The organism is Azonexus sp. IMCC34842, assembly GCF_050368855.1.
Lineage (GTDB): Bacteria > Pseudomonadota > Gammaproteobacteria > Burkholderiales > Rhodocyclaceae > Azonexus > Azonexus denitrificans_A.
This window is the reverse complement of record NZ_CP178449.1, coordinates 161,475-181,337: the sequence shown is the minus strand read 5'-3', so window position 1 is coordinate 181,337 and position 19,863 is coordinate 161,475. Positions and strand designations below refer to the sequence as shown.

Genomic DNA, 19,863 nt, shown 5'->3' with positions numbered 1-19,863 from the left:
CCTCCGATGAACGGCCGGGGCAGTGCCGCCGGCCGCTTTGTCGCTCATTTTTGTTATCGACCGCGTCAGACCTTGGTCACCTTGACTGCACACTTCTTGTAGTCCGTTTCCTTCGAAATCGGGCAAGTCGCATCCAGCGTCAATTTGTTAACCAGACGGCCGGCGTCAAAGAAAGGGATGAAGACCAGACCACGCGGCGGCTTGTTGCGACCACGCGTCTCGACACGCAATTGGATTTCACCGCGCCGCGAAGCCACCTTCACCTCCATGCCGCGTTGCAAACCACGCGCCTTGGCGTCATCCGGGTGCATGAAGACAACTGCATCGGGGAAGGCCTTGTAGAGTTCCGGCACACGCCGGGTCATCGTACCGGTATGCCAATGCTCTAGCACACGACCGGTCGATAGCCACATGTCGAATTCCTTGTCCGGCGACTCGGCGGGCGGCTGATAGGGCAGCGCGAAGATGACTGCCCTGCCGTCCTTGTGGCCGTAGAACTTGACGCCCTCGCCCTTCTTGACGTACGGGTCATAACCTTCCCGGAAGCGCCACAGCGTTTCCTTGCCGCCAACCACCGGCCAGCGCAGGCCGCGGGCCTGGTGGTAGCTGTCGAACGGTGCCAGATCGTGGCCATGACCGCGACCGAATGCCGCGTACTCTTCGAACAAACCCTTCTGGATGTAGAAACCCAGCAATTTGGAATCTTCATTATCGAAGCCGGCGGCTGTTTCATTCAGCTTGTACTTGTTCACCACACCATTGGCGTAGAGTACGTCGAACAGCGTCTTGCCCTTGAGCTTCGGCGCCTTGGCGACCAATTCGGCCGGCCAGACTTCCTCGACCTTGAAGCGCTTGGAGAATTCCATCAACTGCCACAGATCGGAGCGAGACTCACCCGGCGCTTTGACTTGCTGACGCCAGAACTGGGTACGCCGCTCGGCATTGCCGTAAGCGCCTTCCTTTTCGACCCACATGGCGGTCGGCAGGATAAGGTCGGCGGCCATGGCCGATACCGTCGGATACGGATCGGACACGACGATGAAGTTCTCCGGCTTGCGCCAGCCCGGATAGAGTTCCTCATTGATATTCGGACCGGCCTGCATGTTGTTGTTGCACTGCTGCCAGTAGAAATTGACCTTGCCGTCCTTCAGGGCGCGCGCCATGGCCACGGCGTGGTAGCCAACTTTGTCGGGAATCGTGCCTTCCGGCAGGCCCCACAGCTCTTCCGTATGCTTGCGATGTTCCGGGTTGGTGACGACCATGTCGGCCGGCAGGCGATGCGAGAAGGTGCCGACTTCGCGTGCCGTGCCACAGGCGGAAGGCTGGCCGGTCAGCGAGAACGGGCTGTTGCCCGGCTCCGAGATCTTGCCGGTCAGCAGGTGGATGTTGTAGCAGAGGTTATTCGCCCAGGTGCCCCGGGTGTGCTGGTTGAAACCCATGGTCCAGAAGGAAACAACCTTGACCTTGGGATCGGCATACAACTCAGCCAGTGCCTTGAGATCCTTCTCGGACACACCGGACAGCTTGGAGACTTTTTCAACGGTGTATTCGGAAACGAATTTCTTGAATTCGTCGAAGGTGATCGGATCGGACTTGCCGGTATCCCCCTTCGGCTTGCCATCAGCACCAGGATAACCGTTGCTCGTCGCATTCTTTTCCAGAGCGTGTGTCGGACGCAGGCCATAGCCGATGTCGGTGGCGCTCTTCTTGAAATTGACGTTCTTGTCGACAAATGCCTGATTGACCTTGCCGTTCTGGATGATGTAATTGGCGATGTAATTGAGAATCGCCAGATCCGTCTGCGGCGTGAAGATCATCGGGATGTCGGCCAGCTCGTAGGAGCGATGCTCGAAGGTCGACAATACGGCGACCTTGACGCCCTTGTTCGAGAGCTTGCGGTCGGTGATGCGGGTCCACAGAATCGGGTGCATCTCGGCCATGTTCGAGCCCCACAGCACGAAGGCGTCGGCATGCTCGATGTCGTCATAGCATCCCATCGGCTCATCGATACCGAAGGTGCGCATGAAGCCGGCAACGGCTGAGGCCATGCAGTGGCGGGCGTTGGGGTCGAGGTTGTTGGTGCGGAAGCCGGCCTTCATCAACTTGGCGGCAGCATAGCCTTCCCAGATAGTCCATTGGCCGGAACCGAACATGGCCAGACCATTCGGCCCCTTGGCCTTCATGGTGGCCTTGGCCTTTTCTTCCATGATGTCAAAGGCCTTGGTCCAGGAGATCGGCGTAAATTCGCCGTTCTTGTCGTACTTGCCGTCCTTCATGCGGAGCAGCGGCGTCTTCAGACGGTCGGCACCGTACATGATCTTGGACAGGAAATAGCCCTTGATACAGTTCAGGCCACGATTGACCGGTGCATCGGGGTCACCCTGGGTAGCGACAACGCGCCCATCCTGAGTGCCAACCAGAACACCGCAACCGGTGCCGCAAAAGCGGCAGGCTGCCTTGTCCCAGCGAATTTCGTCCTTGCCCTGGGCCACAGCTGCACCCGGTGCGGACAAACCTGCCGCAGAAATCGCCGCCGCTGCTGCATTGGCTTTGATGAAATCCCGTCGATTGAGCTTCACGCCTCTACCTCCTCGGTATCTTTTGATTCGTCGTCGCTGTATTGATAGACCATGGCTACCGATACGACGCCGGCAACACCATGCAAGGCCACGTAACTGTCCGCAGCCGAATTGGTATCGTCATCCTCCAGAGTGACGACGACCTTCCCCTCAGGACTCCTGGCATGAATTTCCACACCCGGCATCTGGAGCAACGCCACACATGCCTCTTCGAGGCGTTCTGGCGCAATGTACAAAATGGCACTGGATATGTTCATCCGGCCTAATCCTCCTGGGACACTTACTGTCGATAACTGCTTCGCCGGCAATGTTCCGGATCCTGAATAGATCAGCATTTGATTTGAATCAACTGGATACTGCTGACAGAATCAGGCTAGTTCCAATGATGGCGTGGTATTAGTTCTTTTGAACTACATGCTAGGCGCTAACCAAATCGCGCCACCGGAACAGATAGGCAATCGCTATATCATTCATTTAGGCAATCAATTGGCTCAATTGATTGCTGCGCCCTAATATTGCTCTGTGTTCAATTTTTACCCACCAGGAGAAAACCCCATGTCGCTCATCAACACCCAAGTTCAACCGTTCAAGGCCCAGGCTTTCCACAACGGCAAGTTCATCGAAGTCACCGAAGCCAATCTGAAGGGCAAGTGGTCGGTCGTGATCTTCATGCCGGCCGCCTTCACCTTCAACTGCCCGACTGAAATCGAAGACGCCGCCAACAACTACGCCGAGTTCCAGAAGGCCGGCACCGAGGTCTACATCGTTACCACCGACACGCATTTCTCGCACAAGGTCTGGCACGAAACCTCCCCGGCCGTCAGCAAGGCTCAGTTCCCGCTGATCGGCGACCCGACGCACCAGCTGACCCACGCTTTTGACGTGCATATCGACGCGGAAGGCCTGGCCCTGCGCGGCACCTTCGTGATCAACCCGGATGGCGTGATCAAGACGGTCGAAATCCACTCCAACGAGATTGCCCGCGACGTCTCCGAAACCCTGCGCAAGCTGAAGGCCGCCCAGTACACCGCCGCCCACCCAGGTGAAGTTTGCCCGGCCAAGTGGAAAGAAGGCGAAAAGACCCTGGCTCCGTCACTGGACCTGGTCGGCAAGATCTAAGTAGTAGCTAGCTCTCAGTTATTAGCTCCTGGTTGTTAGTTGCTGGCGCAAGCCGGCCAGTGACTAGCAACCAGTGTCTAGCGACTAGAAGACCAGAGGAAACATCATGCTCGACGCAAACATCAAGACCCAACTCAAGGCTTATCTCGAAAAGCTGCAACAACCGATCGAACTGATTGCCTCATTTGACGATAGCGCCAAGGCCGAGGAAATGCGCGGCCTGCTGGTCGACATCGCCGAACTCTCCGCCAAGGTCAGCCTGCGCGAGGACGGCACGGCCACCTTGCGCCCCTCGTTCGCCATCGCCCAACCCGGCCAGGCACCGCGCATTCATTTTGCCGGCATCCCGATGGGCCATGAATTTACCTCGCTGATCCTCGCCCTGCTGCAAACCGGCGGCCACCCGCCCAAGGTCGATGCCGAGGTTATCGCCCAGATCAAGGCCCTGCCCGGCAACTTCAAGTTCGAGACCTTCATTTCACTGTCCTGCCATAACTGCCCGGACGTTGTGCAGGCCCTGAACCTGATGGCTGTGCTCAACCCCGGCGTGACCAGCACGATGATCGACGGCGGGATGTTCCAGGGCGAAGTCGAACGCCGCCAGATCATGGCCGTGCCGACCGTCTTCCTGAATGGCGAGGAGTTCGGCGCCGGACGGATGAGCATCGAGGAAATCATCGCCAAAGTGGACACCGGCGCAGCCGCCCGTGACGCCGAGAAAATCAATGCCCGCCAGGCCTTCGACGTGCTGGTCATTGGCGGCGGCCCGGCCGGCGCCTCGGCCGCCATCTACGCAGCCCGCAAGGGTATCCGTACCGGCCTGCTGGCCGAGCGCTTCGGCGGCCAGGTGATGGATACGCTGGCCATCGAGAACTTCATCTCGGTCAAGGCGACCGATGGTCCGAAGTTGGTCATGGGTCTGGAAGAGCACGTCAAGGATTACGACGTCGATATCATGAACCTGCAGCGCGCCGCCAAGCTGATTCCGGGCGAGCTGATCGCAGTACAACTGGAGAATGGCGCGACGGTGAAGAGCAAATCGGTGATCCTGGCGACCGGCGCCCGCTGGCGGGAAATGAACGTGCCGGGCGAGCAGCAATATCGCGGCAAGGGTGTCGCCTACTGCCCGCACTGTGACGGTCCGCTGTTCAAGGGCAAGCGCGTCGCCGTAATCGGCGGCGGCAACTCGGGGGTCGAGGCGGCAATCGATCTGGCCGGCATTGTCGGTCATGTCACGCTGATCGAATTCGACAGCCAGTTGCGGGCCGATGCCGTGCTGCAACGCAAGCTGGCCAGCCTGCCGAACGTCACGATCATCACCAAGGCCCTGACCACCGAAGTCAGCGGCAATGGCGAAAAAGTCGATGGCCTGCTCTACAAGGATCGCAATACCGACGAGGTCAAGCGCATCGATCTCGAAGGTATCTTCGTGCAGATCGGCCTGCTGCCCAACACCGACTGGCTGAAAGGTACGGTCAACCTGTCGAATCGCGGCGAAATCGAAATCGATGCCAAGGGCCAGACCTCGGTAGCCGGCGTCTTCGCCGCCGGCGACTGCACCACGGTGCCATACAAGCAGATCATCATCGCCATGGGCGAAGGCGCCAAGGCCTCGCTGAGCGCTTTCGACCACCTGATTCGCACCTCCGCACCGGCCTGAACAGCCGGCTGAGGAAGCGTCTGATCCTCAGATACCAAGGCCGGCCGGCGACGGCTGGCCTTTTTGCTGTTCGATGCCCCGACTAGCGGTGCGTCGAAATATCCATCAGCGGCCAGCGTGGCTGCACCGCAAAATCGCCGGCGACTTTCGGCAACGCACCGGCCTGCAAGCGCAAGGCACCGGCCAGCGCGATCATCGCGCCATTGTCGGTACAGAATTCCAGTTCCGGGTAATAGACCCGGAAGCGCTTGCGCTTCGCCTCGTCATCGAGGGTCGCCCGCAGTTGTTTATTGGCCCCGACGCCGCCGGCCACCACCAACTGCTTGAGGCCGGTCTGCTTGATCGCCTTCAGTGACTTTTTGACCAATACTTCGACGATCGCTTCCTGGAAGGCGCGGGCCGCGTTGGCCTTGAACTCGTCGGTCAGCTCGGCCTGCTCCCGAACCAGCGTCAGCACCGCCGTCTTCAGGCCGGAAAAACTGAAATTCAGGTCGCCGGAATGCAGCATCGGGCGCGGCAATTGATGGATGCCCGATTGCCCCCGTTCGGCCAGTTTCGACAACAGTGCGCCACCGGGATAAGGCAAACCGAGCAGCTTGGCGCTCTTGTCAAAGGCTTCGCCAGCCGCATCGTCAAGGGTCTCGCCGAGCAGTTCGTATTCGCCGACGCCGGTCACCCGCATCAACTGCGTATGGCCGCCGGAAACAAGCAGCGCAATGAACGGAAAGCTCGGCGGATTGCTCGACAACAGCGGCGACAGCAGATGGCCTTCGAGGTGATGCACCGGGATGGTCGGCTTGTCGAGGGCCAGGGCCAGCGCTTCGGCAAAGGCACAACCGACCAGCAAGGCGCCGGCCAAGCCGGGGCCGCGCGTGTAGGCAACGGCATCGACGTCGGTCAGGCAGCGCCCGGCGCTGCGCAAAGCCTCGCGCAACAGCGGCACGACGCGGCGAATATGGTCGCGCGATGCCAGCTCCGGCACCACCCCGCCGTACTCGGCATGCATTGCCACCTGCGAGTGCAAGGCATGCGACAACAGGCCGGCGGCGCTGTCGTAGAGCGCGATACCGGTTTCATCGCAGGAGGATTCAACACCGAGGATCAACATGGGCGCGGATTTTAACACTTGGAGCAAAAAGGTTTTTTGCAATATACTGTTCGGCTTTCCGCGATCATGCGGACACAATTTTTGCGCGCACTGCCGTTTTACTCGACCTGGCAGGCGCCTAACGGAAGGGGGTGATTTACATGCCGAACATTCGAGTCAAGGAAAACGAGCCGTTTGAAGTTGCCATTCGCCGCTTCAAGCGTACTGTCGAAAAGACAGGTCTACTGACCGAGCTGCGCGCCCGTGAGTTTTACGAAAAGCCCACCGCCGAGCGCAAGCGCAAGGCTGCCGCTGCCGTTAAACGTCAACACAAGCGCCTCCGTAGCCTGACCCTGCCGCCGAAGATGTACTAATCAAGTACATTTCGCAGCAAAAAAGAGCCGCCCGCCTTTAAAAGCCGGCGGCTTTATCTTTTTTCCGGCGATTTTTCTGAAAAAGAAGACCATGAGCCTCAAAGCACGCATCACCGAAGACATGAAAACGGCCATGAAGGCCAAGGAAGCAAGCAAACTGTCGGCCATTCGCTTGCTGCTCGCCGCCCTCAAGCAAAAGGAAGTCGACGAGCGCGTCGAACTCGATGACGCGGCCGTCGTCGCCATCATCGAAAAACTGACCAAGCAGCGCAAGGACAGCGTTACCCAGTACGAAACTGCCGGCCGCCAGGATCTGGCCGATGCCGAGAAGTTCGAAATCGACATCCTCGCCGCCTACCTGCCGGAAAAGATGAGCGCCGACGAGACCGCGGCTGCGGTTGCGGCGGCCGTTACCGAATCCGGCGCCAAGGGACCGGCCGACATGGGCAAGTTGATGGCCATCCTGAAACCCCGCCTGGCCGGCAAGGCCGACATGGCGGAAGTATCAAAACTGGTCAAGGCGGCACTGGCTGGCTAAACATCGATGATCCCGGATTCGTTCATCCAGGATTTGCTCGCCCGGGTCGACATCGTCGACCTGGTCGATGCTTACGTCCCGCTGAAAAAGGCCGGCGCCAACTATGCTGCCTGCTGCCCCTTCCACAACGAGAAATCACCGTCCTTCACGGTCAGCCCGACCAAGCAGTTCTACCACTGCTTTGGCTGCGGCGCCCACGGCACGGCCATCGGCTTCGTGATGGAGTATCAGGGCGTCGGCTTTATCGACGCCGTCAAGGAACTGGCCAGTCGCGCCGGCATGCAGGTACCGGAAAGCGAAGGGCGCAGTTTCAAGGACGAAAAGCCCGGCCAGACGCGCACGCTGATCGACATCATGGCCCGCGCCGCGCAGTACTACAAGGATCAGCTCAAGGCCTCGCCGCGCGCCGTCGAATATTGCAAGAAACGCGGCTTGAGCGGCGAAATCGCCGGCCGTTTCGGCATGGGCTACGCGCCAGACGGCTGGCAAAACCTGCAGGCTGTATTCCCCGATTACAACACCGAAGAACTCAAGCTGGCCGGCCTGGTCATCGAGAACGAGGCCGGCCGCCGCTACGACCGCTTCCGTGACCGGCTGATGATCCCGATCATCAACCCGAAAGGCGACATCATCGCCTTCGGCGGCCGGATCATCGACCAGGGCGAGCCGAAGTATCTGAACTCGCCGGAAACCCCGCTGTTTGAAAAGGGCCGCGAACTGTTCGGCCTGCCACAAGCCCGGCAGGCACTGCGCGAAACCGACACGGCGATCGTCACCGAAGGCTACATGGACGTCATTGCGCTGGCCCAGAACGGCGTCGGCAATGCCGTCGCGACACTGGGCACGGCGACCACGGCAACCCATGTCAACAAGCTGCTCCGTCAGGTCGACCGCGTGGTCTTCTGTTTCGACGGCGACAACGCCGGCCGCAAGGCAGCCTGGCGCGCCCTGGAAAACTCGCTCGAAGCACTGGCCGACAACAAGCGCCTGGGCTTCGTCTTTCTGCCCCAGGACGAAGATCCGGACAGCTACATCCGCACTAACGGCAAGGCCGAATTCGACCGCCTGGTGCTGCAGGCCATGCCCCTCTCCGACTTTCTGCTGCGCGAACTCGCCCAGCGCTGCGACCTGACCAGTTCGGAAGGCAAGGCGCAGCTGATCTACGAAGCCAAGCCGCTGCTCCTCAAGCTGCCAACACCGCTGTTGCGCCTGCAACTGGTCAAGCGCCTGGCCGAGGCCAGCGGCTTCGCCCAGAGCGAAGTCGAGCGCCTCTGCGAACTCAAATCCTTCACCCCGGCGGCCCCGCCCAAATCGCGGCGCACCGCGCCATCGCTGACCCGCAACCTACTGCGCATCGTGCTGCACATGCCGCAACTGGCCGGCAAACTCCCCATCGACTTGCTGCCCGATACCCCAGAACGCGCCCCGCTGCTTCGCCTGCATCAACTGGTCAGCGCCAACGGCGAAACCAGCAGCTACGCCGGCCTGCGCGAACAACTGCGCGGGCTGCCAGAAGAGCAGATGATCGAAAACGCCGCAGCGGAACTTCTCGGCCAGCAATTTGACGAAGCGGAAGCCGAAGAGGAATTTCGCGACACCCTGGAAAAACTCCAGGAAGGCGGCCAGAAACGTGCCTTCGCCGAACTGCAGGCCAAGGCTCAGCAATTTGGCGTTGCCGGCCTGAGCGCGGCAGAAAAACAGACCTACATCCAGCTCCTCTCGGGGAAGCAAAATCGTAGCTAAGTTGTGGTATAATTTATGGTTTTCTAGATTTTAATGGATCGCGTTCATGGCTAAGGCAAAAGACACCGCTAAGGAAGCCCCGAAGGCTCGCATCAGCAAAGCCAAGGAAAAAGCTGCCGAAAAGGCGCTGCTCGATGGTGCAATGGCAGAAACTCCGGAGCCGCTCGACGCCGAGGCGCGCAAGATGCGCCTCAAGGCGCTGATCAAGCTTGGCAAGGAACGCGGTTTTCTCACTTACGCCGAAATCAACGATCACCTGCCCGACGACGTCGTCGATGCGGAAAGTATCGAAGCGATCATTTCGACCTTCAGCGACATGAGCATCAAGGTCTTCGACGAAGCCCCGGCTGCCGAAGACCTGCTGATGTCCGATACCGCTGCCGCCGCGACGGACGATGAAGAAGCCGAAGAGCAAGCCGAACAGGCGCTCTCCTCCGTCGATTCAGAATTCGGTCGCACCACCGATCCGGTCCGCATGTACATGCGTGAAATGGGCTCGGTCGAACTGCTGACCCGCGAAGGCGAAATCGAAATCGCCAAACGCATCGAAGAAGGCCTGAAGCACATGGTGCAGGCCATTTCCGCCTGCCCGACGACGATCGACGACATTCTCGAAATGGCGACCAAGGTCGAAGCCGAGGAAATGCGCATCGATGAACTGGTCGACGGCCTGATCGACCCGAACGCGGTTGTCGCCGAGCCGGTCGCCGAAGTGCATGAAGAAGCCGCCGCCGAAGAAGACGAGGATGCCGACGACGAAGACAGCGAAAGCGCCGCGGCCGGCGCCGTTTCGGCCTCCCTGCTACAACTCAAGGTCGATGCGCTGGAGCGTTTCGCGATCATCCGCGAACTGCACAGCAAGATGCAAAAGGCGCTGTCGAGCAAGGGATCGCAGGACAAAACCTATCTGAAGATGCAGCAGCAGGTCTCCGACGAGCTGATGAACATCCGTTTCACCTCGCGCTCGATCGAAAAGCTGTGCGACAGCGTGCGCGGCATGGTCGAACAAATTCGTCGCTCGGAACGCAAGATCCAGCAGATCTGCGTCGATCGCGTCAAGATTCCGCGCCAGCAGTTCATCCAGTCCTTCCCGGGCAATGAAGTCAATCTCGAATGGGCCGACGCCCAGATCGCTGCCGCGCCGAAGACCTACGTCGCCATCCTGACCCGCAGCGCGCCGGACATCAAGGAACAGCAGAAGAAACTGCTGGCCCTGCAGGATCGCATCGGCATCTCGCTGAAAGAACTGAAGGAAATCAACAAGCAGATGTCCACCGGCGAAGCCAAGGCTCGTCGCGCCAAGCGCGAAATGACCGAAGCCAACCTGCGCCTGGTCATCTCGATCGCCAAGAAATACACCAACCGCGGCCTGCAATTCCTCGACTTGATCCAGGAAGGCAATATCGGCCTGATGAAGGCGGTGGACAAGTTCGAATACCGCCGCGGCTACAAGTTCTCGACCTACGCCACGTGGTGGATCCGTCAGGCCATCACCCGCTCCATCGCCGACCAGGCACGGACCATCCGCATCCCGGTGCACATGATCGAAACGATCAACAAGATGAACCGGATCAGCCGCCAGATCCTGCAGGAAACGGGTGCCGAACCCGATCCCGCAACGCTGGCCAAGAAGATGGACATGCCGGAAGACAAGATCCGCAAGATCATGAAGATTTCCAAGGAGCCGATCTCCATGGAAACCCCGATCGGCGACGACGACGACTCGCACCTCGGCGACTTCATCGAAGACCAGTCGACCCTGCTGCCGGCCGACGCGGCGATGTATTCCAGCCTGCGCGGCGTTACCAAGGAAATCCTCGACACCCTGACGACCAGGGAAGCCAAGGTCCTGCGCATGCGCTTCGGCATCGAAATGAACACTGACCACACGCTGGAAGAAGTCGGCAAGCAATTCGACGTCACCCGTGAGCGCATCCGTCAAATAGAAGCCAAGGCGCTGCGCAAGCTCCGTCACCCGAGCCGTTCTGACAAGTTGCGCAGCTTCATCGACACCAACGGCAGCTAAAGCTTTCGGGCCTGTAGCTCAGTTGGTTAGAGCAGAGGACTCATAATCCTTTGGTCCACGGTTCAAGTCCGTGCGGGCCCACCAACCGCAAACCCGCACCAGCGCTGAAATACAGCCGGTGCGGGTTTTTCATTTCATAGCACCACAAACACCCCATGTAACGACCAAGTAACAAGCGCAGCAACAGCCCATGCCGCTGCGGCTGAAAGCACTTCATGGGCTCGTGTTTTGAAGGAGTTTTCTGATGTGTGACGTACTTGTTTGGTCTCTTGACGCAATACGCTGGCCTGAAACCATCAGTGCGCTTGCAGCTGTGATTACAGCCACAATTGCGTTCTATGCATTGCAAACTTGGAGGCATCAAGACAAGGCAAAGGGAAAAGCTGAATTCCTCGATGCGTTGATTGAAGCCGCACACACTTACATTGCAGAGATGCCAAAGCCCATGACGCTCTTGGTGATTGCAAAGGTCGGCATGCAGAGCCATATACCACCAAGGGGAAACCGCGAACAGGCCGACACAGCTATCGAAGGTGCGATTTCCTACATTCAGAAGAACGGGGAGCATGATGGCAAGCATCTGCACGAGCTATTAGTTGCGCTTCAGCCGTCAGTGATTAAGCTCAAATCGCTAGCGGCCAAGGGACAGGTATTCAAGTTCAATGATTATGTCAAATGCAAAACTGCGGTCGCGGAACTCACGCAACATTTTGAAACGATAGAGGCATTCATGGCTGTTATCAGGTCTCCGACATGGAATTGGGAGAATCCCGAGGTTCTAAATCTTTTGAAGCAGGTAATGGCCATCGACCCAGAGGAAATCAGAAAAAGCCTCCAAAAGAACAACATTGCCCTCCTTGAATTTGCAGGGGAGACCTATATGCGGATTTACGGCTAAGGCACGCAGGCCGCGCAGCCGCCCAAACCAGATCGTTGTGACTTTTTGACCTAATCGCCCGCGCCACCGGCTTCAATGCCCAGTTCTTCTAGACCCCATAGGGAGTTACCATGCGTTCTTTCAGGACGTTGGAATTTCCATGCCCCAAGAGATAAGAACATTAATTTATAAACTTGATCTTTTTTGCCCGAGAAGCAATGGCGGCTATTCCATTGACTCGTTTTATCATTACTCAGACGAGCTGACTGATTATTCAATAGAAAAACTGGAAGTCGAGCTTGCAGCCATGGTTTCTGAGGAATTGCTGAAGCTACAGGATGGCAAGTATTTTTGGGCCACAACGGAAGGCAAAGTAACTCGGCAAAAATACTTTGCTCAAAAAGGAATCTTGTCGAAGCCTTTGGCTGAGCAGCGTGCGCATTCCTTAGAGGATTTGATATTGGCTCTTGTTGCCAGTAACCGAGTAAATGTTTTTTCGGGCAGCGATCTCATTCCTCTAGAGTCGTTACCGATCTATCTCTATGAATTTTCCAACGAAGAAATTAATACCGCCAAAAATGCTCTTGTTAGCTACGGATTCATTAGAGATGACGAATTCTTTCCCAGAAAAGGGATTTACATTACGGGGAGGGGGTTGCACAAATACAAAAATGATAGCCGTATCAAGCTCAATCTTGGCAGTGCTGAAGGCATCCTTCGGCTACTGACTCCGGTTGAACGTGATGCTCGCTTTAGCAGCCTTGGGTTTGATCTTGATTTACAGGAAAACCTAGAGCGCCGCTGGTTAGAAATGGAGGCTTGTGCTTTTGGCGAAGCGTACCTGGCTGCCGTCATTATGCTAGGAGGCATTCTGGAAGGTGCCTTACTGGCCAAGTTACGGGCAAATATCCAAGCGGCCATGACTTCAAGTAAAGCACCGAGAGACAAGAGTGGTGCAGTTAAGCAGCTAGATGATTGGACCCTTGCAGAATACATCAGTGTTGCTACTGATTTGGGCTTTGTGCCTAGGAGCGTAGAAAAGCACTCCCACGAACTTCGTGATACCAGAAACCTTGTTCACCCAAGGAAGCAAGTCAACGAGCAAATCGTTGTCGATGAATCGCTATACCGCATTTCAAAAGAGGTCGCTGAGACCGTGATTGACGCGTTGTCTACGTAATTGCTTAACCACAGTTTTTGAGGTCTTGCTGCGGACCTATCTTGCGCAGCGGAGGCATTCCGCCTCTGTCTCCCTTACCAATTCCGCAGCGGAGACACCAAGCGCTTGACCTATTCCAATCACGGTTGTGATAGTCGGTTGCCTTATCCCGCGCTCAAGGCGAGAAACAAAGGTTCTATCCACACCTGCAAGATGGGCGAGTTCCTCCTGCGAGATGTTCTTTGCCGTGCGATGCCGACGCAGAACCTCCCCGAAGATCAACCCAATGTCCGCAGCCCGTTCCATGGGCTTGATGCTGGATTTCGTGTGGCCTATAGTCCACGGCCTATAGGCACGTCAGAGCGGGGAGCACTCTCTCGTTAGGCGTTTGAATATGAATAGTGGGAAAAACAATACGTCATGAGCGGGGATACGAAAGCTTCCTATCGCAATTCAATGACCGGGAATGCCGGTTTGAACTACGCAGCGTGGCAGCTATCGCGGCGGGGCTGGCATGTAATGCCGACGATCCGCAATGCTCGGGGATCGGACTTAATCGTAACTGATGCAGATGAATCCCTTTTTTTCGGCGTTCAATCAAAGGCTCTGGCCAAACGCAGCGCAGTTCCGTTGGGTAAGTCAATTGATGTGCTGCGGTCGGAGTGGTGGATCATTACCATGTGCGCAAATTCAGACAACCCAATCTGTTTCATCCTGCGGAGGCAAGAAGTGCAACTATTTGCCTCACAAGACGCGAACGGGGGTGCTTATTGGCTGAATCCTCCAGCTTACGACCGAGATGAGTTTCGAGAGGCTTGGCACCGAATAGGTGCCAAGTAATACCTTCCTGCTGGGCACGCAGAGCCGGCACAGGCCGAGCAACGCCAAGCCAATACCCACATAGCACTGCTGTGGTGATCGCTGCCCCAGCCGCATGCAACCCGGCCCACGTCGCCGATGCCGCACAGGCGACGTTCGGCCCATCCTCGTCGTTCCTACATGGACAAGGCTATTCGTCTAATACGTTGGTCTAACGCCCGATTGCTGCCGATGATTTATCAGCCAAAACAAAACCCGCCACGGAGGGCGGGTTGTTCGGTGGGCTTGCTGCGGCTATCAATCGAGTTACCAATCCTCCGCCCTATGGCCGTCTTTACAGGGGTTGCACATGCGAACACGGACTACATCGAGGCTGAAAAACTTGTGACCACAGCGTAGGCAGGATCGCCAGCCAACGTAGCGAACGACTCGGGGCGGGTTGGTGTTCGGGTCGATCACCGGCATCCGCTTGTCGTCTGGCGGGTGCCATTGCACAGGCTCGATAATGTCGCGCCCTTTCATTTCTGAACCTGATGGCGGGCAATTTCCTCATTGAGCTGTTCCAGCGACGGTATGATAAAAGTCTCCGGCTGGTTCAGCCCATACAGTTCGCTCAGGAGAATCAGTGCCTCAACCCGTGAGTCGGCATCCTTGTTGTGAGCAGGGTCTGCCAACTCATAGAGCTTGGCACTAATTCGGTCTTTGGTGATGCTATTCCTGTGCTGCGGTGTGGGCTGTACGTCAACAAAAATGGTGGCGAAGTAGAAATGGTCGATTCGCGACAAATAACGCGTTGCGGCAATCGTCTGAAGGACGCGCTTCCATGTATCAGCAGGCGACTCCCCGGGCTGAGCAATGACGCCTCGGAGCGTATCTAATAGCCAGATGTTGTAGTTCTCGAAGGGGGTGGTTTGTTCGTCATCGAATACGATCCGCAGGCGCTTGTCGTGGTCAATATGGGTCTTAATCACTGCTCGCCCCCCATCGCCGTGGGTAGTGCTGGCTGTGTGCCGCGCAGGGCTTGCACCGTGCCCGCCGCAAGGTACTGAACATCCAGCTTCTTGAAGATCGCCTGCAGCGTGCCAATCTCGTTTGGGGTCAGCTTGGCTCGCAACTCATCGCAGGGATTGGGGCGGTCAGCACGGTCAGGACTCTTGGGATCATGCATCTGTAGCAACATCTGTCTGTACAAAAGCAGCTCGTTCATGTCCAACTTGTTGAGGTCGTAATCCGGTTTGTCGTCCGTGCTGACGGTCACTTCCTGCTGTAGCTTGGTGGCAGCATCAAGGCCGAGCAACTTCGCCCGACGCTCCATGACCCGAACTGCCGCCGCGATTGCTGCGAGACGGGCAGCTTGGTCTTCCGCTATGCAGGTAAGGGGCTGGCCGGTGCCGGGGTCTTTGACCACCTCCCCGTTGCGGTCGATAACGGGGATATGAACCACTCGACCGTTATGCAGCAGGGGAGTGAAACTCCGGAGAACGTTCATCGCCTCGGCATACAGTGAATCGAGGCGTGCCAACTCCAAACCCCGCAACTCTTGGGCTGGCTCCTTCGTCATTGAAGCAAGGGCACGGGTGATGACGTTATGGACGGACACCGCACTGATGCCCATGTGGTCGCCAATTTCCTGAAGGTTGCGACCGTCCAATCTCATCTGGATTATCTCAGCGCGGCGTTCCGCTTCGCGGATGCTCTTGGCGCTGGTGATGGCCTTCGGGCCTTTTCCTGTTTTCATACTGTCCTCTCGATTTTGTCGGAGAGGCACTTATGCGGTCTGCTGACCACATGGTTACGCCGTTACTGCTCAGTTACATGAAAACGCTGACGCGCGAAAACTCGCGGGAGATGCCAGCGATACGGTTCTTGGAGTTGCCCAGCGACTCAACAATCCGTTTAACCTGACTGTCGTTGTCCAGGGATGAAAAACCTTCCGGGATCGCGCCTGCTTGCTTCGCCAAGAAATGAGCCTCGCGCCACTTCTCGTAGTCAGCCGTCAGCGCATCAACTGCGGCAGACAGGCCAGCGGCAAGGGGTTCTAGCCCGCTGAACTTCTCCACCGACTCCTCCAGCAGTATGTCTGCATTCTTTTTCAGGCGGGCAGCATGGATTGCTCGCTCAACTTCGGCGGTATCGTTGATCTGGCTGATGAGTGCGCCGCGCTGCACTTCCAGCCGTTGCAGGATTCGCGCTGCCTTGTCCATTTCAGCTTCCAGCTTGTCAGCGGTCTTGTCGTCGCCCTTCGCTGCTGCGGTGGCCCAGTCGGCCTTTCGAAGGACTTGGGCGGTGTTTGCTTCGTCAATCTGAAGAAGGACAGATTGCAGGGCATCATTCAGTTTTGAAATAACGGGGGTGCTCATTTGGATGGTTCCTTGTGGTTGTAAATCAGGGTTGCTTGCGGTGGATATTGCTGGCGGCCAGTTGCGCCTCGAATGCTTCCTTTCGAGCCGCTCCGGCGTCGCCGCCGTTGAAGGCGTGCGCCTTAACGTCCTGCTCGGAAGAAATGATTGCGCCGGGCAGTTCTGCCTTGAATCGTTCGAGCGCTTGATGCTCGGCCACCGTCATTAGGCTCGGGCGTGAAGGTTGCCCGGCCGACTGGTCTTCTCTGTATTGGTTTCGCTGCATAGTTGATGCTCCTTGGTTAATCAGATGAATAACGGCGTCCTGTCTAGAGACGCCCATGTGCCGGACTGTCGTGGTCACAACATCCAGAACCTCTTTGGGCAGGGTCACTTCCACCCTCGCCCCACCCTCGCGTTTCACCCGCTCGCGGAAGGCTTGTTGATTACGTGCGTTCGTATCACCCACGGTAAGACTCACGACAGACAACTTGCATGGGATGCCCCTGCTGGAATTGGTATGGCAAAAGCATAGGAGGAAATTACCGGTAATGCTTTGATGACGGCCACATAGCTGGTGGCTTCGGTGTTCGGCGCTGGTCAGTTTTTCAGAGAAGATGTGCATAGCCGTTACTCGATAGGTCGTATGAATGAAAAAACAGAAACAGGTCAATCCGTTACCGGGCTAGAACAAAGTCTTGCTAATACTTCGTTCTGCTTTCGCTTCGCCCAACCCCAGACTGACAGCCACATTGCCTAGCAGGTGCTGATTGCCGTTTGCTATCCCTCACCTTGGCCTTGATAGCGGTCAGTGCCCTATGGTTCAGCGGTGCCTATTACTGCCATCGCCTTCCAAATAAGCGCTCCGGAACTGGCGACCGATGGAACTGGTTTAAGACTTTAAGGCCTTAAAGCCGGGGGTCCCCCGGCGGTAAACAACCAGGAAGGACTCACCGCCTTAAACTCTTAAACTCTTAAACTTACTTTTTTACATAGTAATAACAACAGCTTGCCGGGGATTCGCGCTCTTAACCGCCGTCTTATGTTTAAGAGCGCGACACCCTTCCTAATGTGGCAAGTCGATCACCAAGTAGCATTCGCCGTGTTCGTTGTAGGACTTAACCATTTCCGGCCCAGCACATTTAGTGACATATCCGTTGCTGACCAAGCTGCGCAAGACCTGCTCAAGCGCCCCTGTTGAACCCAGCTTGTGATCCTTGAAGGCCGGGAGGCTGGCTGTTCTTACGGTCAGGTACTTTCTCGGAATAATGCGGCTCTGATGCAAGGCAGGCTTCACTTTGTAGCTCGGTTTCGGCACTTCGATCAGGTATTCCTTGAGGATCGCTAGAACCTTGGTTTCCCGTGACCTGTCATCGCTACCAATGTCACCGCTCTGCAGGCGGCTGGTGAAAACCGCAATATCACGCCGGACAAGGTCAATGGCCCATTCGGCATGAGCTGTGGCTATGACGGGATTCAGGTAGTTATCAGCAACTGCCAGCAGTCCAGCAATTCGGAGCGCTTTGAGGTGCGCACGGTTCCACATTTGGCGCCGGGATTCATCTTCCCCTGCGCGGTTGATGCTGGCGTCACACTCAAGGTCGAATGCGTGCAGAATTTCTGCCGCAGAGGGATTGCGGAAGACATGCTGATAGTTATTGTTTCGATCCAACGCCAATGCCTGCGCTACCAGATCGGCGAACCAGTTAGCCCAGCCCTCAGGAAGATGCAGATGTGGATTGGGATTTTCCGGTGGCCTATCGCCCTCATGCTCGATCACGGTGAAGCGCGACATGAATCCGTCCTCCATCATGTCGGCAGTGATCGCCTCGCGGAAGGTGCCGGGGGTTGAGTCACCAATCATGCTGAAGGCGATCCCGCCTACGCTTCCAACGCTTTTTTCTTGGTCGCTGTAAGCGATACCCCCGACCGTGGCTTGCGGGCCGGACTTGGAGTACAGCTTAGTCATCGCGGTGCGCAGGCTTTGCAGAGCACCGTCGTTGGCTTCGCTCATGCGTTTCAGTCTGCGCCCGAACTCGTTGGACACCTGCAAGAAGGAGGTTCGATCAATTGCAGTCTTAATGAGCGCGGGGCCGGATGCGTACTCCGCAAAGTCGAAAAAGAGATCAACGTCGGGATGCCTTCCCTTGACGCCATTTACGAACATCGTAATACCTTCGCTCATAGCCTCCTTCCCGATACCACTTTTCGCCAATAGAACGAGATACAGGTTCAAGCCCGACTTCGGAATTACCCATCTTGCGCCGCAAACACCAGCCAGCAGGCCAAGGGCGGCCACAATAGCTACCTCAAGCACAGGTCGCATGGCGGCTCCGTAGATTAGCTGCGCAACCTGCCCGGCAACACCCGGAGGCCAAGGCAACTGGGCCGCGCTGCGGGGCGCTGGGGCCGGTTGCGGTTGCGGATCAAGGGGGTTGCCAAGCTGGCCGCCCTGCGTCGCGCTGTTCGCCAACAAATTCTTCATCAATTCGGCGCTCAATGCTGCGGCACTTTCAAGGCATGCGCTTTCACTTTCCTGCCTGCCCCGGATCATCGAGAGGGTCCGGTCGATATACTTGTCATTCTTCATCGCCTTCTCGCGCTTGCCCAGATCAGACATACGAAACAGCCGGCGCGCCTGTTCATTACTCTTGGAGTAGAAAGCCAGCATGGACAGGAGTGATAGATCGGCCTCACTCTGCGAAGGGTAGCCAAGTGCCTCCCAGCCACCTTTCCAAAGCTGCTGGAATTTGTCGCCGTTTTCCGCATTGGCTGCACGCTCCCAGATAACCTCGTCCGCTTCGGTTTCAGCGACCTCAACAAGCTCAACTGTGGCCGTCGCCTGCTCGGCCCGAATCTCCGCTATCAGCTTTTCCAATAATTCTTGGCGGTGTTCGATAGGCTTGTTGTAACCCTGAATCGGATTACCCGTGCAGATCATGAACCGCGCTTGTGAATACACCTCCACACCATCGCGCCGACCGCCCTGCACGACGTTACCCTTGACCCATACGTGACACCCCTTGCCGCTGCGCGATAGCTCGGTATAGCTGTCGAACGCTCGCACAATCTTTCCGTAGCGGGCAAGTTGATCAGGGGTTGTCCATTTCGACGAATCAATGGGCTGACCTTTGGCAAGCTGTGTATCAGCATCCACAACATCAAGGTCAATACAAGCAAACGGATCGCTTTCGGACAGCACGAACCCGATACAAAGGCCTTTTTGGACTGCCACATTGGCGACCCTGGCAAAGTCACCCCATGTCCTCGGGTCCGTGACGCTGGCAAGCCTGCCATCGAGGGTCAACGGTTCTTTGCCCTTCCCCGCAAGACACCATTGCGGACGATCACGCAAACCCTGCGGCAAAGCATCAAAGCGCACTATCGCGGAATTTCTTAAACTGGGGTCTGGTAGCTCATTCAGGGTGTCGTTTTCTTTTGCCGGAGTCGGGACGCAACCCGCTCCGGCTTTTTCATGACTGGTGCTCATGTTTCTTCCTTAGCTGTTACGCAACGGTTACAGCACGAAGCCGGAGCGGGCGG

Annotated in this window: 17 protein-coding genes and 1 tRNA gene; 9 read left to right on the top strand and 9 right to left on the bottom strand. The window is 57.1% G+C overall.

All coding sequences use genetic code 11. The annotated features are described in order from the left end of the window. Nucleotides 1-65 precede the first annotated feature (65 nt). A complete protein-coding gene (gene napA, locus ACLIKD_RS00815) occupies nt 66-2,579 on the bottom strand; it encodes a nitrate reductase catalytic subunit NapA (RefSeq protein ID WP_428826774.1) in 2,514 nt (837 codons plus the stop codon). Then, entirely contained in the window at nt 2,576-2,836 is a 261-nt protein-coding gene (locus tag ACLIKD_RS00810; protein WP_428826773.1) for a chaperone NapD, read from the bottom strand. Before ACLIKD_RS00810 ends, napA begins: the two co-directional genes overlap by 4 nt. A gap of 298 nt (nt 2,837-3,134) precedes the next feature. On the opposite strand from ACLIKD_RS00810, the gene ahpC reads away from it, so the two are divergent. Further along, on the top strand, nt 3,135-3,698 hold the full coding sequence (ahpC, locus tag ACLIKD_RS00805) for an alkyl hydroperoxide reductase subunit C (protein ID WP_428826772.1): 564 nt from the start codon (nt 3,135-3,137) through the stop codon (nt 3,696-3,698). Nucleotides 3,699-3,804: 106 nt separating this feature from the next. After that, entirely contained in the window at nt 3,805-5,358 is a 1,554-nt protein-coding gene (gene ahpF, locus ACLIKD_RS00800) for an alkyl hydroperoxide reductase subunit F (protein WP_428826771.1), read from the top strand. Nucleotides 5,359-5,440: 82 nt separating this feature from the next. Here the strand turns inward: ahpF and tsaD are convergent, their stop codons facing one another. Beyond that, entirely contained in the window at nt 5,441-6,466 is a 1,026-nt protein-coding gene (tsaD, locus tag ACLIKD_RS00795; protein WP_428826770.1) for a tRNA (adenosine(37)-N6)-threonylcarbamoyltransferase complex transferase subunit TsaD, read from the bottom strand. A gap of 140 nt (nt 6,467-6,606) precedes the next feature. On the opposite strand from tsaD, the gene rpsU reads away from it, so the two are divergent. From rpsU to ACLIKD_RS00760, 7 genes are all read left to right on the top strand, one after another. Continuing rightward, a complete protein-coding gene (rpsU, locus tag ACLIKD_RS00790; protein ID WP_226419868.1) occupies nt 6,607-6,819 on the top strand; it encodes a 30S ribosomal protein S21 in 213 nt (70 codons plus the stop codon). 91 nt (nt 6,820-6,910) lie between these two features. After that, complete coding sequence (locus tag ACLIKD_RS00785) at nt 6,911-7,357, top strand: GatB/YqeY domain-containing protein (protein WP_226418412.1); 447 nt, start codon at nt 6,911-6,913, stop codon at nt 7,355-7,357. Between the two features lie 6 nt (nt 7,358-7,363). Then, nucleotides 7,364-9,100 (top strand): DNA primase, encoded by a 1,737-nt coding sequence (dnaG, locus tag ACLIKD_RS00780; RefSeq protein WP_428826769.1) that lies wholly within the window; start codon nt 7,364-7,366, stop codon nt 9,098-9,100. A 46-nt stretch (nt 9,101-9,146) separates the two neighbouring features. After that, entirely contained in the window at nt 9,147-11,126 is a 1,980-nt protein-coding gene (gene rpoD, locus ACLIKD_RS00775) for an RNA polymerase sigma factor RpoD (RefSeq protein WP_226418410.1), read from the top strand. 7 nt (nt 11,127-11,133) lie between these two features. Further along, a tRNA-Ile gene (locus ACLIKD_RS00770) sits at nt 11,134-11,210 on the top strand. Between the two features lie 160 nt (nt 11,211-11,370). Then, complete coding sequence (locus ACLIKD_RS00765; RefSeq protein ID WP_428826768.1) at nt 11,371-12,024, top strand: hypothetical protein; 654 nt, start codon at nt 11,371-11,373, stop codon at nt 12,022-12,024. 139 nt (nt 12,025-12,163) lie between these two features. Next, a complete protein-coding gene (locus ACLIKD_RS00760; RefSeq protein WP_428826767.1) occupies nt 12,164-13,183 on the top strand; it encodes a hypothetical protein in 1,020 nt (339 codons plus the stop codon). A 36-nt stretch (nt 13,184-13,219) separates the two neighbouring features. On the opposite strand, the gene ACLIKD_RS00755 is transcribed toward ACLIKD_RS00760, so the two are convergent. The 6 genes from ACLIKD_RS00755 to ACLIKD_RS00730 all read right to left on the bottom strand — a co-directional run bounded on the left by ACLIKD_RS00755 (nt 13,220) and on the right by ACLIKD_RS00730 (nt 19,810). Then, nucleotides 13,220-13,468, bottom strand: coding sequence for a helix-turn-helix domain-containing protein (locus ACLIKD_RS00755; RefSeq protein ID WP_428826766.1), 249 nt, complete (start codon nt 13,466-13,468; stop codon nt 13,220-13,222). A gap of 1,031 nt (nt 13,469-14,499) precedes the next feature. Beyond that, nucleotides 14,500-14,952, bottom strand: coding sequence for a hypothetical protein (locus tag ACLIKD_RS00750; RefSeq protein ID WP_428826765.1), 453 nt, complete (start codon nt 14,950-14,952; stop codon nt 14,500-14,502). Next, nucleotides 14,949-15,719, bottom strand: a complete 771-nt coding sequence (locus ACLIKD_RS00745) for a sigma factor-like helix-turn-helix DNA-binding protein (protein ID WP_428826764.1) — start codon at nt 15,717-15,719, stop codon at nt 14,949-14,951. Before ACLIKD_RS00745 ends, ACLIKD_RS00750 begins: the two co-directional genes overlap by 4 nt. 73 nt (nt 15,720-15,792) lie before the next feature. Next, nucleotides 15,793-16,341, bottom strand: a complete 549-nt coding sequence (locus ACLIKD_RS00740) for a hypothetical protein (protein ID WP_428826763.1) — start codon at nt 16,339-16,341, stop codon at nt 15,793-15,795. A gap of 25 nt (nt 16,342-16,366) precedes the next feature. Further along, the gene (locus ACLIKD_RS00735) at nt 16,367-16,945 is read right to left on the bottom strand and encodes a hypothetical protein (protein WP_428826762.1); all 579 of its coding nucleotides are present in this window, start codon (nt 16,943-16,945) and stop codon (nt 16,367-16,369) included. Between the two features lie 441 nt (nt 16,946-17,386). Continuing rightward, nucleotides 17,387-19,810, bottom strand: coding sequence for a DUF3987 domain-containing protein (locus tag ACLIKD_RS00730; protein ID WP_428826761.1), 2,424 nt, complete (start codon nt 19,808-19,810; stop codon nt 17,387-17,389). Between the last annotated feature and the right edge of the window lie 53 nt (nt 19,811-19,863).

What these genes read in the sequence shown, in the direction of transcription:
- ACLIKD_RS00765 (WP_428826768.1), top strand. Translation starts at nt 11,371, where the DNA reads ATGTGTGACGTACTTGTTTGGTCTCTTGACGCAATACGCTGGCCTGAA.
- ACLIKD_RS00810 (WP_428826773.1), bottom strand. Translation starts at nt 2,836, where the DNA reads ATGAACATATCCAGTGCCATTTTGTACATTGCGCCAGAACGCCTCGAA.
- dnaG (WP_428826769.1), top strand. Translation starts at nt 7,364, where the DNA reads ATGATCCCGGATTCGTTCATCCAGGATTTGCTCGCCCGGGTCGACATC.
- ACLIKD_RS00755 (WP_428826766.1), bottom strand. Translation starts at nt 13,468, where the DNA reads ATGGAACGGGCTGCGGACATTGGGTTGATCTTCGGGGAGGTTCTGCGT.
- ACLIKD_RS00760 (WP_428826767.1), top strand. Translation starts at nt 12,164, where the DNA reads ATGCCCCAAGAGATAAGAACATTAATTTATAAACTTGATCTTTTTTGC.
- ACLIKD_RS00740 (WP_428826763.1), bottom strand. Translation starts at nt 16,341, where the DNA reads ATGAGCACCCCCGTTATTTCAAAACTGAATGATGCCCTGCAATCTGTC.
- tsaD (WP_428826770.1), bottom strand. Translation starts at nt 6,466, where the DNA reads ATGTTGATCCTCGGTGTTGAATCCTCCTGCGATGAAACCGGTATCGCG.
- rpoD (WP_226418410.1), top strand. Translation starts at nt 9,147, where the DNA reads ATGGCTAAGGCAAAAGACACCGCTAAGGAAGCCCCGAAGGCTCGCATC.
- ahpF (WP_428826771.1), top strand. Translation starts at nt 3,805, where the DNA reads ATGCTCGACGCAAACATCAAGACCCAACTCAAGGCTTATCTCGAAAAG.
- ACLIKD_RS00745 (WP_428826764.1), bottom strand. Translation starts at nt 15,719, where the DNA reads ATGAAAACAGGAAAAGGCCCGAAGGCCATCACCAGCGCCAAGAGCATC.
- ACLIKD_RS00735 (WP_428826762.1), bottom strand. Translation starts at nt 16,945, where the DNA reads ATGCACATCTTCTCTGAAAAACTGACCAGCGCCGAACACCGAAGCCAC.
- ACLIKD_RS00785 (WP_226418412.1), top strand. Translation starts at nt 6,911, where the DNA reads ATGAGCCTCAAAGCACGCATCACCGAAGACATGAAAACGGCCATGAAG.
- ACLIKD_RS00730 (WP_428826761.1), bottom strand. Translation starts at nt 19,810, where the DNA reads ATGAGCACCAGTCATGAAAAAGCCGGAGCGGGTTGCGTCCCGACTCCG.
- rpsU (WP_226419868.1), top strand. Translation starts at nt 6,607, where the DNA reads ATGCCGAACATTCGAGTCAAGGAAAACGAGCCGTTTGAAGTTGCCATT.
- ahpC (WP_428826772.1), top strand. Translation starts at nt 3,135, where the DNA reads ATGTCGCTCATCAACACCCAAGTTCAACCGTTCAAGGCCCAGGCTTTC.